Source organism: Priestia sp. USM5, assembly GCF_058323215.1.
Genome location: NZ_JBSGKN010000001.1, coordinates 726,362 through 740,705, shown reverse-complemented (window position 1 = coordinate 740,705; position 14,344 = coordinate 726,362). Strand labels below are relative to the sequence as shown.

The window sequence follows — 14,344 nt, the reverse complement described above, 5'->3', positions numbered from 1 at the left end:
ATATCAATAAGAAAGAGCGGGTTTCCCCACTCTTTCTCGTCCGTATCCTTAGCATTTCCACAATTACTATATCATAACCGCTTATTTTATGCAAATGTTAGAAAAGAGAAAGCTGGTTCTGATCAGGTAATGATTCAAGGCATCCATGGTTGTCTAGATACTCTAAAATCGTCTTTGATACTTTGCCTCGCTGCTGCAAGTCTTCTTTCGATAAAAACTCTCCCGTTTCACGAGCTTTTACAATGTTCAGCGCTGCATTTGTGCCAAGACCAGGAATGGCATTAAACGGTGGAATTAAAGATGTGCCGTCAATTAAAAATTCGTCTGCGCTCGATTCATATAAATCTACTTTTTTAAATGAATAGCCTCGTTCGCACATTTCCAAAGAAAGCTCAAGCACCGTTAATAAGTTTTTCTCTTTAGGAGATGCATCTAAACCTTTGGCATTGATTTCTTCCATCTTCGCTCGAATGGCAGTTGATCCTTTAATCATCGTATCAATATCAAAGTCATCTGCACGAACCGTAAAGTATGCTGCGTAATAAAGAAGCGCGTGGTGCACTTTGAAATAAGCAATACGCACGGCCATCAATACATAAGCAGCCGCATGGGCTTTAGGGAACATATACTTAATCTTTTTACAAGAATCAATATACCAGTCCGGAACACCATTTTTGATCATTTCTTCTTCAAATTCAGGTGTTAGCCCTTTCCCTTTACGCACAGACTCCATAATTTTAAAAGCAAGTGAAGGTTCAAGACCTTGATAAATTAGATAAACCATGATGTCATCACGACAGCCGATTACTTCACTTAAGTTGCAAATATCATTGCGAATTAGCTCCTGCGCATTACCAAGCCATACGTCCGTCCCGTGCGACAGTCCCGAGATTTGAACAAGTTCTGAAAACGTCGTTGGCTTCGTATCTTCTAACATTTGACGCACAAAGCGCGTTCCAAATTCAGGTATGCCAAGCGTTCCTGTTTTACACATAATTTGTTCTTCTGTTACGCCAAGTGATTCCGTTCCACTAAAAATTTTCATCACTTCAGGATCATCCGTCGGAATTGTTTTTGGATCAATTCCACTTAAATCTTGAAGCATGCGAATCACGGTCGGATCATCGTGTCCGAGTATATCAAGTTTTAATAAATTATCATGAATCGAATGGAAGTCAAAATGAGTTGTTCTCCATTCGGAATTACGGTCGTCAGCTGGAAACTGGATGGGTGAAAAATCGAAAATATCCATATAGTCCGGTACAACAATAATTCCTCCTGGATGCTGACCAGTTGTACGTTTTACGCCCGTACATCCTGCTACTAAACGATCCACTTCTGCGTTTCGTAAATGTAAATCACGGTCACCAGCATAGCCTTTTACATAGCCATAAGCTGTTTTTTCGGCAACTGTACCGATTGTTCCCGCACGGTATACATTATCTTCTCCAAACAGTACTTTTGTATAGTTATGAGCTCGCGGCTGATACTCTCCGGAGAAGTTCAAATCGATATCGGGAACCTTGTCTCCCTTGAATCCTAAGAACGTTTCAAACGGAATATCGTGTCCATCTTTAATAAACGGTACGCCACAATCGTCGCAGCTTTTGTCCGGCAGATCGAATCCAGAACCTACGGAACCGTCATTAAAAAACTCGGATTTCTTACATTTTGGACACACATAATGCGGCGGCAGTGGGTTTACTTCTGTAATTTCCGTCATCGTCGCAACAAATGAAGACCCTACGGAACCACGTGAACCAACTAAGTAACCATCATTTAATGATTTTTTAACGAGTTTATGCGAGATCAAGTAAATAACGGCAAACCCGTGGCCGATAATACTTTTCAACTCTTTCTCTAGACGAGCTTCTACTACTTCAGGCAGCTCTTCACCGTAGATGCTGCGTGCCATCGCATAACTCATTTCACGCATTTCTTCGTCCGCACCTTCAATTTTCGGCGTATATAAATCATCTTTAATTGGTTTAATATCATCGATCATATCGGCTATTTTTTGCGTATTATGAACAACAATTTCTTTCGCTTTGTCCCCATCTAAAAATGAAAAACAATTCAGCATCTCATCCGTTGATCTAAAGTGAACATCCGGCAGCTGATGACGGTTTAAAGGATTAGCCCCGCCTTGTGAACCAATTAAAATTTTTCGGTAAATTTTGTCTTCCGGATTGAGATAGTGAACATTTCCTGTTGCTACAACCGGCTTTCCAATCTTTTCACCAAGCTTCACAATATTGCTAATAATATCTTTTAAGGCTTTCTCATCTCGCACTAAATCTAGTTCAATTAAGTGCTTGTAGTTGTCAGGAGGCTGTACTTCGATGTAATCATAAAATTCAGCTACTCCTTCTACTTCATCAATTCCTTTTTGCATCATGCCTTCGAATACTTCGCCTCGGTCACATGCGGTTCCAATCAAGATGCCTTCTCGATATTTGTCGAGCTGAGATCTTGGAATTCGCGGAACTCGATAAAAGTAATTTAAATGAGAAATCGAAACAAGTTTAAATAGATTTTTTAATCCTACGTCGGTTTGTGCTAAAAGAGTCGCATGATAAGGACGGGCCCGCTGATAGGCATTCCCTTCTCCCATATAATCATTTAAGCGATCATGCATTGTAATTTCCCGTTCAAATGCATCTTTCAGCATTTTATTTAACAAATAGCCAGTTGTTTCCGCATCATAAATCGCGCGGTGATGCTGCACAAGTTCAATATCAAACTTTTTAGCAAGAGTATTCAAACGATGGTTTTTCATATGCGGGTACAAAAATCTTCCGAGTTCAAGCGTATCAATAACGCCGTTAGCTGCTTTTTCTAAACCGATTTTTTGCAGTCCCATATTTAAAAATCCCATATCAAAGCTTGCATTATGAGCGACTAAAATACTGTCACCCATCCACTCGTGAAAATCACGAAGTACTTCTGAGATTTCAGGCGCATTTTGGACCATATCATCTGTAATACCCGTCAGCTCAATTGTTGTTGCAGACAGAGGATGATGAGGATTTGCAAACCGTTCAAATCGATCAATGATTTCTCCTTCTTTCATCTTCACGGCAGCAAGTTCAATAATGGTATCGTATACGGCTGACAAACCGGTTGTTTCGACGTCAAATACTACGTAAGTTGCTTCTGTCAAATCCACATGCTTCGGATTATAGGCAATCGGCACGCCGTCGTCTACTAAATTAACTTCCACTCCGTACAGTATTTTAATGCCGTTCTTTTTCCCGGCTCCATATGCTTCAGGAAACGACTGCGCAACCGCATGATCAGTTATCGCTACAGCCGGATGTCCCCATTTTTTAGCTTGTCCGACTAAAGCTCCAACAGATGAAACGGCATCCATTTGACTCATTGGCGTATGCAAGTGAAGCTCCACACGCTTTTCATCTTCAGGCGCTGTATCTTGTCTAGCAGGACCGGTAATCTCGTTGACATCATTTCCAATCATAACTAAATCACGGACAAATGTATCATTTTGTACACTTCCGCGAACCTTTACCCACATTCCTTTTTTAATCGCTTGAAGTAAAGGAATATCTTCTTTGTCACGTGAAAACATTTTAACCATAATAGAGTTTGTATAATCTGTCACTTTAAAAATAAGAAGCGTACGTCCGCTTCGTAATTCTCTAGTTTCTGCATCAAATACGTATCCTTCAACGGCAATTCGCTTTTCTTCATCCACAATGGAGTCTAGGCGAACCGTCTCGTCTTTAATCGTATATCCAATTGTAAGCGGACCTTTTGGTAGGTCTGGTCCATCACTTTTTTCATTTTCTTTATTTTGCATTTCTGTGATGGCTTGTAATACTTTTTCTGTATCTTCTTGTTTTCGTTGCTCTACAAACTGCTGAAATGCTTCTTCTGAATGTACAACTTCCGTCATTAGCTGAAGGTTCGGAAAGCCATAGGACGCATACTGATCAGCAATTAACTGACTGTACTTTTTACGTAAAGCCGTTCCTTCTGCATCATGTCGTGCGTTCACAATCAATTTGGCACCGTTCAATCTCGGCATTTGATCTTGTAAAAGCGACTGTAAAAGCGGGGATATTCCCTGCATTTCTCCAATACAATGCTTCCAATATGACTGTACATGCTCTTCCGTACATTCTTTATTAACGGTTTGAACAGAAAAAGAAACACTCGCAATATGAGAAAAAGCTGAAGACATGCGAGCATGGAATAACTCATAGATCTCAAAAGGTAATAACCCTTCTAAAGAAAAATGAAAATGCCATTTTTTTTGTTCTTTCTGAATGATGAGCTTTTCAATCGCTGCGTTTTCAAAATAAGGAACAATTTGATCACTCGTCAGCTCTAACTGCTGCAGCAGCAACTTAAAACGCTCTTTTTTTCCTAGCGTTTGTGCTTCCAAGTTTTCTGCCTCCTTTTATAAATGAGTGCAATCTATTTTAACATAAATGACTTCTATTCTGTCATATGTTCTGTTTATAAACATAAAAACAGCAGGGATACAAATCCCCGCTGCTTCATTACTTCGCTAGCAGTTCTTTCACTGTTGAAACAAGATTGTCAACTGACACTTCTAGTGACTCCCCAGTTTTCCGTACTTTTACTTCTACAATTCCTTCAGATGCACGTTTACCAACTGTTACTCGAACAGGAAGACCAATTAAATCTGAATCTGCAAATTTTACTCCTGCACGCTCTTGGCGGTCATCTAACAGCACTTCAAAGCGATTATCTAATAACTCATTATATAATTTCTCACCTAGTTCACGCTGTTCATCATTTTTCACGTTAACTGGAATAACGTGCACTTGATAAGGCGTAACAGCCTCTGGCCATAGAAGACCGTTTTCATCATTGAATTGTTCTGCAATCGCAGCTACTGTACGAGAAACACCGATACCATAGCAACCCATAATCATTGGCTGGCTGCGTCCGTTCTCATCTAGATACGTTGCTCCCATCGCTTCACTGTAGCGAGTTCCTAGCTTAAAGACATGTCCGACTTCAATACCTTTAGCGAACTTAATAACACCTTGTCCATCCGGTGACTGATCTCCTTCTTGGATGAAGCGGAAATCTTCGTAAGTTGCATTAAAGTTACGTTCATTCACATTTGTATAGTGATAACCTTCTTCATTTGCTCCGCATACACCGTTAACGATTGCTTTTACCGCATGATCAGCTACCACTTCTACTGAATCACTTACACCAATCGGTCCTACCGAACCAACTGCGCATTTTAATGCTTCTTTTGTTTCTTCTGGAGTTGCCAGTTCAACGACGGAAGCTTCAAAATAGTTTTTCACTTTAATATCGTTTACTTCGTGATCCCCGCGAACAAGTACAAGCACAAAACGATCATCTACTTTAAATAAAAGGGACTTGATACAAGAAGTCGCTTCAACATTTAAGAAAGCAGCTACGTCTTCAATGCTATGCTGATTTGGTGTTTCCACTTTTGTTAATTCTTTTTCAGCTTCATCTGATTTTTCATACGTATTTACAACCGGTGCCATTTCAACATTTGCTGCATAAGAAGATGTATCTGAATAAGCAATTGTATCTTCCCCGATTTCAGAAAGAACCATAAATTCATGCGTATCTTTTCCGCCCATTGCACCTGAATCAGCGATAACCGCACGGAAATTTAATCCGCAGCGCTCAAAGATGCGGCTGTAGGCAGCAAACATTTTATCATACACTTCATCTAAACTTTCTTGAGAAGCATGAAACGAATATGCATCTTTCATAATAAATTCACGACCGCGTAATAAGCCAAAGCGTGGACGTTTTTCATCGCGGAACTTCGTTTGAATTTGATATAAATTTAGCGGTAAACGTTTGTATGACTTCACTTCGTCACGAAGCAAGCTTGTGATAACTTCTTCGTGTGTTGCTCCCAAAGCAAATTCACGGCCGTGACGATCTTTCATACGCATTAACTCAGGCCCATATGAATACCAGCGGCCAGACTCTTGCCACAATTCAGCTTGTTGTAAAGCAGGCATCAATAATTCGACAGAACCTGCACGGTCCATCTCTTCACGAACAATTTGTTCAACTTTTTGCAATACACGCTTACCAAGCGGTAAAAAGCTGTACACGCCGCTTGCATTTTGGCGCATATAACCTGCGCGCAGTAGAAGCTGATGGCTTTTTATATCCGCATCAGCTGGCACTTCTCTTAATGTAGGAATCAATGTAGAACTTTGTCTCATAACCTCGCACCTCTTTGCTTACTTCTCTATCTTATTTTTTAAGGCGGACCATGCCGCAATTTTCATATAATCAGCGAGGGAATATCCCTCGCTGAGCGTATGTCTTATAAAAAGAACTTTTGAATATCGTTCCACGTTACAACGAGCATCAGCAGCATTAATAAAGCAAAACCGATAAAATGAACAATCCCTTCTTTTTGACGATCAATTGGCTTACCGCGAATTCCTTCTACAGCGAAGAATAATAGTCGTCCTCCATCTAAAGCAGGAAGTGGAAGCAAATTGACAATCCCTAAGTTAATACTTAAAACGGCTGCCCATTTCATTAGGTAATAAATGCCTGACTGTGCTACTTGATCGGTTGCTGCGTAAATACCTACAGGACCAGAAAGCATATCCAGTTTGAACTGTCCTGTCACAAGCTTCCCAAGGCCCGTTAAGATTTCTTTCATCCACGTATATGTTTCAGTAGCTCCGTGCGTGATCGAACCAATGAATGACTTTTCAACCGGTGCATATACGCCAATTAATCCAATTGTCTGTTCCCCAACCTTGCGGCTTTCAGGTGTAATTGGAATATCTAAGGTTTTGCCGCCGCGCTGAACCGTGAATGTAATTTGCTGTTCAGGATGTTTTTGAATTACTTTTACGACATCATCCCACGTTGAAACACTTTGTCCATCAATTGCTTGAACTTTATCTCCTTGTTTAAGTCCCGCATCAACGGCTACTCCATCTGATGTTAATTTGCCCATCACAGGTTTGTCAACAACATATCCTTGAGAAATCCCAAGAACGATAAAAATAACAAAGGCTAATATAAAGTTCATTAGCGGACCAGCGAAAATGGCTAGCGCACGTTGACCAAGAGTTTTGGAAGCAAACTGACGGCTGTAAGGTGCAATTTGAATGTCTTCTCCGTCCATAACAAAGTAAGATTCTTCTGCTACCTCGAATTTTTGCAGATGTTCATCTTCACCTTCTTCATAACCTGAAATAAATAGATTATGCTCTAAGTCTGCTTGCTCTACCTCAATAACTTTTGCATTTGGATGCTGTTCCTTGTTATTAATAATGACTTTATTTACTTTGCCTTCCTTATCAAACATGAGGCCCACCATTTGACCAGGCTTAACTTCAATCATTTCCGGGTCTTCTCCAGCCATTCGAACAAATCCACCTAGAGGCAGTAAGCGAATGGTATAAACTGTTTCATCTCGTTTAAATGAAAAGATTTTGGGACCAAACCCAATGGCAAACTCACGGCATAAGATGCCTGCACGCTTTGCAAAAACTAAATGACCAAGCTCATGAAAGAATACAAGAGCTCCAAAAATGACGACAAACGCAATGACTGTGTTCAATGGGTATTACCCCCTTCATGTAATAGAGTCAAACCTCCACCCACCAAAAATAAGGGAGTGGCTTCTCTCGCACGCACATTATCGAGAGATGGCGGATCTAACAAACTCTCTTGCTTCTAAATCTACTTCTTTAATAGTAGATAAACAAGGTTTCTGTATTACAGTATGTTCATTCATTGCTTTTTCAATCACATCTTCAATTTGTAAAAATGTAATGTGACCATCTAGAAAGGCTTGAACAGCTTCTTCATTAGCTGCATTTAAAACAGTCGGAAGTGTTCCACCCGCTTTGCCAGCCTCAAATGCAAAAGCTAAACAGCGAAAACGCTCTTCATCCATTTTAGCGAAGTGAAGCTGACCAATATCCGCCAAACTTAAACGCTTGGTGTCAGGCAAAGACATGCGTCTTGGATACGTTAACGCGTATTGAATTGGCACGCGCATATCGGGCGTTCCAAGCTGAGCAATAACGCTTGTATCAGAATACTCTACCATAGAATGAATGATGCTTTCCTTATGTAACAATACATCAATTTTCTCATAGGGAAGATCAAAAAGCCAATGTGCTTCAATCACTTCTAGTCCCTTATTCATCATCGTTGCCGAATCAATTGTAATTTTAGCTCCCATTGACCAGTTTGGATGATTTAACGCATCTTCAACCGTTACTCCCTGTAGTTCTGCTCTCGTCTTATCTCGAAAGCTCCCTCCAGAAGCCGTTAAAATTAAACGGTCTATTGCTTTTTGATCTTGCCCTTGCAAACTTTGAAAAATAGCTGAATGCTCACTGTCTACCGGTAAAATATCAGCGCCATATTCCTTGGCTGCTTCCATGACAAGGTGACCAGCGGTAACAAGTGTCTCCTTATTTGCAATAGCAATTGTTTTTCTCATTTTGATTGCTTCTAGCGTAGGAGTCAACCCTACACTTCCAAGAACAGCGTTTACCAACACTTCTGTAGAAGGATCAGTTGCTACTTCCACAAGTCCTTCTTCTCCATAAACAAATCGAATAGAAGGGAATTCTGCTTGCAGTGACAGACAATCTTCTTTCTTCATTACAGAAACAAGGGCTGGCTTACACTGCTGAATAATCTTTCTTGCTTCGTTAATATTTCGACCTACAGAGATTGCTGAGAGCTCAAAATGCTCAGGATGCGCTCGAACAATATCAACGGTTTGAGTACCGATTGAACCTGTAGCTCCTAACAAGGAAATTTTCTTCAAGTATATTCACTCCTATTAAAACAAAGACATCTTTTTTATAGAGATAATAAAAAAGCTAAAATTGGCATGATGAACATTAAACTGTCAAAACGGTCTAAAATCCCACCATGACCCGGTAAAATTTTCCCTGAATCTTTTACGCCATAGTGACGTTTGAACGCTGATTGTACAAGATCACCCATCTGTCCAAATAACGATACGATAATACCAATTACAAGTAGCTCGATCATAGTTTGATCAATATTTGCTAACAGCTTAAATACAACGGCTACTATAATAGCGCATACGACGCCACCAACAAAACCTTCAATTGTTTTATTGGGACTGATTTCCGGCCATAGCTTTCGCTTCCCCATTGCTCGTCCAATAAAATAAGCTCCGGAATCCGTCGCCCAAATAATAAGGAAAGCAAAGAACAAATAAGCTAACCCGAACTCTTGACGAACCTCGATAAAATAATGAAAGCCAAAGCCAACATATACTGTTGTTAATAAAATAAACCCAACGTCATCGAAGGTAAATTTATTTTTAACTACAACCGTGTACATTAATAAAAGAAGGACAGCAGCAAGCGCTACTTCTATCTTATGTTCACTTAAGAATTGAAATGCAACATCTCTTCCGTTTGGTAGTAAAAACACCCAAGTTAGTAATAAACTAATGATACTTGGAAAAGACATTGCTTTCAAATGTTTCATCTTTAAAAGCTCAATTACACCAACTGTTCCGATCACATACATGATAAGGGTAAAAGGTAACCCTCCAATTAAAACAATCGGCACAAATACCGCAAGTGCTACAATCGCGGTGATAATGCGCTGTTTCATCTTGTTTTCCACACCTTCTTATACACCACCAAAGCGGCGACCGCGCTTTTGAAACGCCTCGACTGCTTCGATTAAATGATTTTCTTTAAAATCTGGCCATAATACTTTTGTAAACCAAAACTCTGTGTACGCTAGCTGCCAAAGCATAAAGTTACTTAAGCGAAGCTCACCACTTGTGCGAATAAGCAAATCCGGATCTGGAAGGCTTTTGCTCATTAAATAGGAAGAAAATAAATTTTCTGAAATAGAAGAGGAAGCCACTTTTCCCTGTTCTACATCTTCTGCCAATGACCGAATAGCGCCCACAATTTCGTGACGGCTACCGTAATTAAGCGCGAAGTTTAAAATCATCCCCGTGTTATGCTTTGTTTTTTCAATTGCCTTATCCACGGCTCGAATCGTATGGGCAGGGAGCTCACTTTTATCTCCCATAATACGAACTTGCACATTTTTTTCAATTAGCTCAGGCAAAAAGGTTGTTAAAAATTCCTCTGGCAGTTTCATTAAAAACTCAACTTCAGTTTTGGGGCGCTTCCAATTTTCAGTGGAAAATGCATATAAAGTTAATACTTTAACACCTAATTCATTGGCCAGTCTGGTCACATGACGTACTACTTTCATTCCTTCATGATGGCCCATCATGCGAGGAAGAGCTCGTTTTTGCGCCCAACGACCGTTCCCATCCATAATAATTGCAATATGTTCAGGAACAGGGTGCTGTTTCACTTGATCTTTTCGTTCTGACAAAGACAGTGTATTTAAATCTTGACTTTTCTTCCATGCTTGAAATTTTCTTAACATGCAAAGGTCCCCCGTTGTACGCTCTCACATAAACGTGTAGCTTATGTGAGTTTTTTCTTACTACACATTATTAACAAAAAAACCCCCTGTAAACAATAGAGGGTCTTTTACAATATATTTTACCTTGAAATGACTTAAACTGCCATAATTTCTTCTTCTTTATCTTTTGCCACTTTATCCACTTTTACGATATGGTCATCTGTTAGTTTTTGAATGTCATCACTGTAGCCACGTAGATCGTCTTCAGTAATTTCACCTTTTTTCTCTAACTTTTTGAAATCATCGTTTGCATCACGGCGTACGTTACGAACCGCAACTTTTGCTTCTTCAGCATATTTTTTAACCATTTTCACTAACTCACGACGACGCTCTTCCGTTAAAGCAGGAATCGATAAACGGATAATAGTTCCATCGCTTGTAGGTGTTAATCCTAAATCAGATTTTAAAATAGCTTTTTCAACTTCACCAATTTGTGATTTGTCATAAGGCTGAATAACAAGCATACGAGCTTCCGGTACGCTTACTTGCGCCAATTGGTTAATCGGTGTTGGTGCACCGTAGTATTCTACCGTTACGCGGTCAAGAAGTGACGCGCTTGCACGTCCAGCGCGAATTGATGCTAGTTCGCGGCTAAATGATTGAATTGCTTTTTCCATTCTTTCTTTTGCGTTTTGCAACACTTGTTTTGGCATGTTTATTTCCCCTTTACAATTGTTCCAATGTTTTCGCCTGTAACGGCACGTTTAATATTGCCTTCTTCCGTAATTGAGAAAACAATTAGCGGAATATCGTTGTCCATACATAATGAAGAAGCTGTAGAATCCATAACAGCTAGTCCATCTTTTAAAACATCAATATATGTTAATGTTTCATATTTTACAGCATCAGGTACAAGCTTAGGATCTGCATTATAAACGCCATCTACGTTGTTTTTAGCCATTAAGATAACGTCAGCTTCGATTTCAGCTGCACGCAAAGCTGCTGTTGTATCTGTAGAGAAATAAGGGTTTCCTGTACCCGCAGCGAAAATAACAACGCGTTTTTTCTCAAGATGTCGAACAGCTTTTCTTCTAATATAAGGCTCTGCTACTTGTCTCATCTCGATAGAAGTCTGAACTCGTGTTTGCACACCAATGTTCTCTAAGCTATCTTGAAGAGCCAGCGAGTTCATTACTGTTGCTAGCATTCCCATATAATCAGCAGCTGCACGATCCATACCCATTTCACTACCAATTTTACCACGCCAAATGTTTCCACCACCAACGACTACAGCAATTTCCACACCTAATTCATAAACGGCTTTTACTTGTTCAGCAACAGATTTGATGATGGATGGGTTAATACCAAAACCATCTTCACCAGCTAATGCTTCTCCACTTAACTTTAATACGATACGATTATATTTTGCTTGACTCATGCTTACCTCCATCGTTAACGGTGAGATCTCTTTTGTAAAAAAGGGAACACACAGTGTTCCCTATACGGTCAAACCCTTACTTTTTAACTTGGTTCATTACTTCTTCAGCGAAGTTGTCTTGACGTTTCTCAATACCTTCTCCTACTTCAAAACGAACGAAGCTTTCAACAGTAGCGCCTTTGCTCTCAACGAACTGACGTACTTTTTGATCAGGATTTTTAACAAATGTTTGATCTAGTAAGCAAATATCTTCGAAGAATTTGCCAAGGCGACCTTCAACCATTTTTGCAACGATTTTTTCTGGTTTGCCTTCGTTTAATGCTTGTTGAGTCAATACTTCGCGCTCACGCTCAGTTTCTTCAGCAGAAACTTGGTCACGAGAGATGTATTTAGGGTTGATTGCAGCGATGTGCATAGCAACGTCTTTTGCAACAGCTTCTTCAGTTGTACCAGATAATACTGTTAACACACCGATACGTCCGCCAGCATGTAGGTAAGCACCGAATGCATCAGCATCAGTTTTTGTTGCTACAGCGAAACGACGTAGAGATAATTTTTCTCCGATTGTAGCGATTGCAGAGTTGATGTGTTCTTCAACAGTTGCACCGTTTTCCATTTTTTGAGTAGCAGCTTCAGCAGCGTCAGCTGGTTTGTTAGCTAAGATGTGAGCAGCTAATTCTTTTGTTAGTTTTTGGAAACCTTCGTTTTTCGCAACGAAATCAGTTTCAGAGTTAACTTCTAAGATAACAGCTTCGTTACCTTGAGTTTCGATGTAAGTTAGACCTTCAGCAGCAATACGGTCTGATTTTTTAGCAGCTTTTGCAATACCTTTTTCACGTAAGAAATCGATTGCTTGCTCCATATCACCGTTAGTTTCAGTTAACGCTTTTTTACAATCCATCATACCAGCGCCTGTTTTTTCACGTAGTTCTTTTACCATTTGAGCAGTAATTGCCATAATGTGTAGCCTCCTTGTTTGGGTATGTAATTAATGTATATAAATGGGTTAAATCTTTTCAAAAAAAGGTGATAAAAGGCTATTCCCTCTTATCACCTTTCACGGAATTAAGCAGTAGTTGTTTCAGTTTCAACTGCTGTTTCTTCACCTTGTTTAGCTTCTAGAATAGCATCAGCAACTTTAGAAGTTAAAAGTTTAACAGCACGAATTGCATCATCGTTTGCAGGGATTACATAATCAATTTCGTCTGGATCACAGTTAGTGTCTACGATACCAACGATTGGAATGTGTAATTTTTTAGCTTCCGCTACTGCAATACGCTCTTTACGAGGGTCAATGATGAATAATGCATCTGGAAGTTGTTTCATATCTTTAATGCCGCCTAAGAATTTTTCAAGACGCTCTAACTCTTTTTTAAGTTGAACTACTTCTTTCTTAGGTAGTACTTCGAAAGTACCGTCTTCTTGCATTTTTTCGATATCTTTTAAACGTTTGATACGTTTTTGGATAGTTGAGAAGTTAGTTAATGTACCACCTAACCAACGTTGGTTAACAAAGTACATACCAGCGCGAGCTGCTTCTTCTTTAACAGAATCTTGAGCTTGTTTTTTCGTACCTACGAATAAAACAGTACCGCCGTCTGCAGCTAATTCTTTAACGAATTTGTACGCTTCTTCTACTTTCTTAACTGTTTTTTGAAGATCGATAATGTAGATGCCGTTACGCTCAGTGAAGATATATTTCTTCATTTTTGGGTTCCAACGGCGAGTTTGGTGACCGAAATGTACACCAGCTTCTAGTAATTGTTTCATTGAAATTACTGACATGTGTTTTTCCTCCTAATGGTTTTAAGTCTCCTCCGCTTATATCATCTTCAGCCGAAACTACAAAAAGTAGCACCATCAACCGAATCAACAAGCGTGTGTAATAACACCAAAAACTAATATAGCATACTCCTTTTTCACAAGCAAGCGTTTCATTAAGTTTATTGATGAAATTTCAATAATAATTCAATTTCAGTTTTCCCTCTGTGTAAATGTTTTGCAATTTCTTCAATTGTTAAACCTTTTCCCTTTAAATAAACAGAAAATTCTTTTATCTCTTCACCTGACAAATCTTGAATTTGGTCTGTAGTTAATTCATCAAAAGATGTGCTTATATGTTTCTGATTTTCTTCTATAGAGAGAAGTTCATGCAGCGACTGGGAAGGCTCACTTTTTAGATCCACCCTTTGAACAGGCACGTCTTCTTCATCTACCAAAGGTGATTTGGCGCTGCTTTCTTCCATTTCGGAAGAAAGCGAAGTTGAACGCTCACGAAGCTGCCGTAAAAACTGCTCGTTTTGTTCCTGAAATTCAGCGAGATATGAACTCATTGCAGCTTCCATTTTATTTATATTTTGCTGGTGCAAGCGTTCAATCCTTTTCACTTTGGTCACTTGCATATATAAAAGAATAATGCAAAACAGTGATAGACCATGAATTAAAAAACTAACTGTGAGTAAAAACCCCATCACTTTACCTCTT

Annotated in this window: 11 protein-coding genes; all 11 read right to left on the bottom strand. The window is 39.5% G+C overall.

The genetic code is table 11. The annotated features are described in order from the left end of the window. Nucleotides 1-97: 97 nt before the first annotated feature. Complete coding sequence (locus ACWATA_RS03830) at nt 98-4,408, bottom strand: PolC-type DNA polymerase III (protein WP_049166117.1); 4,311 nt, start codon at nt 4,406-4,408, stop codon at nt 98-100. A 118-nt stretch (nt 4,409-4,526) separates the two neighbouring features. Further along, on the bottom strand, nt 4,527-6,224 hold the full coding sequence (locus ACWATA_RS03825) for a proline--tRNA ligase (protein ID WP_028411404.1): 1,698 nt from the start codon (nt 6,222-6,224) through the stop codon (nt 4,527-4,529). 104 nt (nt 6,225-6,328) lie between these two features. Next, nucleotides 6,329-7,588, bottom strand: a complete 1,260-nt coding sequence (gene rseP, locus ACWATA_RS03820; protein WP_028411405.1) for an RIP metalloprotease RseP — start codon at nt 7,586-7,588, stop codon at nt 6,329-6,331. A gap of 78 nt (nt 7,589-7,666) precedes the next feature. Beyond that, nucleotides 7,667-8,815 (bottom strand): 1-deoxy-D-xylulose-5-phosphate reductoisomerase, encoded by a 1,149-nt coding sequence (gene dxr / locus ACWATA_RS03815; RefSeq protein ID WP_028411406.1) that lies wholly within the window; start codon nt 8,813-8,815, stop codon nt 7,667-7,669. A gap of 35 nt (nt 8,816-8,850) precedes the next feature. Continuing rightward, nucleotides 8,851-9,642, bottom strand: coding sequence for a phosphatidate cytidylyltransferase (locus ACWATA_RS03810; protein ID WP_028411407.1), 792 nt, complete (start codon nt 9,640-9,642; stop codon nt 8,851-8,853). Nucleotides 9,643-9,660: 18 nt separating this feature from the next. After that, a complete protein-coding gene (uppS, locus tag ACWATA_RS03805; RefSeq protein ID WP_028411408.1) occupies nt 9,661-10,443 on the bottom strand; it encodes an undecaprenyl pyrophosphate synthase in 783 nt (260 codons plus the stop codon). A 134-nt stretch (nt 10,444-10,577) separates the two neighbouring features. Continuing rightward, nucleotides 10,578-11,135, bottom strand: coding sequence for a ribosome recycling factor (gene frr, locus ACWATA_RS03800; RefSeq protein ID WP_013058847.1), 558 nt, complete (start codon nt 11,133-11,135; stop codon nt 10,578-10,580). Between the two features lie 2 nt (nt 11,136-11,137). After that, a complete protein-coding gene (gene pyrH, locus ACWATA_RS03795; RefSeq protein WP_028411409.1) occupies nt 11,138-11,860 on the bottom strand; it encodes a UMP kinase in 723 nt (240 codons plus the stop codon). Between the two features lie 76 nt (nt 11,861-11,936). Continuing rightward, complete coding sequence (tsf, locus tag ACWATA_RS03790; protein ID WP_013058849.1) at nt 11,937-12,818, bottom strand: translation elongation factor Ts; 882 nt, start codon at nt 12,816-12,818, stop codon at nt 11,937-11,939. Between the two features lie 107 nt (nt 12,819-12,925). Then, entirely contained in the window at nt 12,926-13,645 is a 720-nt protein-coding gene (rpsB, locus tag ACWATA_RS03785) for a 30S ribosomal protein S2 (RefSeq protein ID WP_013058850.1), read from the bottom strand. Between the two features lie 158 nt (nt 13,646-13,803). Next, a complete protein-coding gene (locus ACWATA_RS03780; RefSeq protein ID WP_033579793.1) occupies nt 13,804-14,331 on the bottom strand; it encodes a hypothetical protein in 528 nt (175 codons plus the stop codon). Between the last annotated feature and the right edge of the window lie 13 nt (nt 14,332-14,344).

What these genes read in the sequence shown, in the direction of transcription:
- ACWATA_RS03825 (WP_028411404.1), bottom strand. Translation starts at nt 6,224, where the DNA reads ATGAGACAAAGTTCTACATTGATTCCTACATTAAGAGAAGTGCCAGCT.
- ACWATA_RS03810 (WP_028411407.1), bottom strand. Translation starts at nt 9,642, where the DNA reads ATGAAACAGCGCATTATCACCGCGATTGTAGCACTTGCGGTATTTGTG.
- uppS (WP_028411408.1), bottom strand. Translation starts at nt 10,443, where the DNA reads ATGTTAAGAAAATTTCAAGCATGGAAGAAAAGTCAAGATTTAAATACA.
- frr (WP_013058847.1), bottom strand. Translation starts at nt 11,135, where the DNA reads ATGCCAAAACAAGTGTTGCAAAACGCAAAAGAAAGAATGGAAAAAGCA.
- pyrH (WP_028411409.1), bottom strand. Translation starts at nt 11,860, where the DNA reads ATGAGTCAAGCAAAATATAATCGTATCGTATTAAAGTTAAGTGGAGAA.
- tsf (WP_013058849.1), bottom strand. Translation starts at nt 12,818, where the DNA reads ATGGCAATTACTGCTCAAATGGTAAAAGAACTACGTGAAAAAACAGGC.
- rpsB (WP_013058850.1), bottom strand. Translation starts at nt 13,645, where the DNA reads ATGTCAGTAATTTCAATGAAACAATTACTAGAAGCTGGTGTACATTTC.
- ACWATA_RS03780 (WP_033579793.1), bottom strand. Translation starts at nt 14,331, where the DNA reads ATGGGGTTTTTACTCACAGTTAGTTTTTTAATTCATGGTCTATCACTG.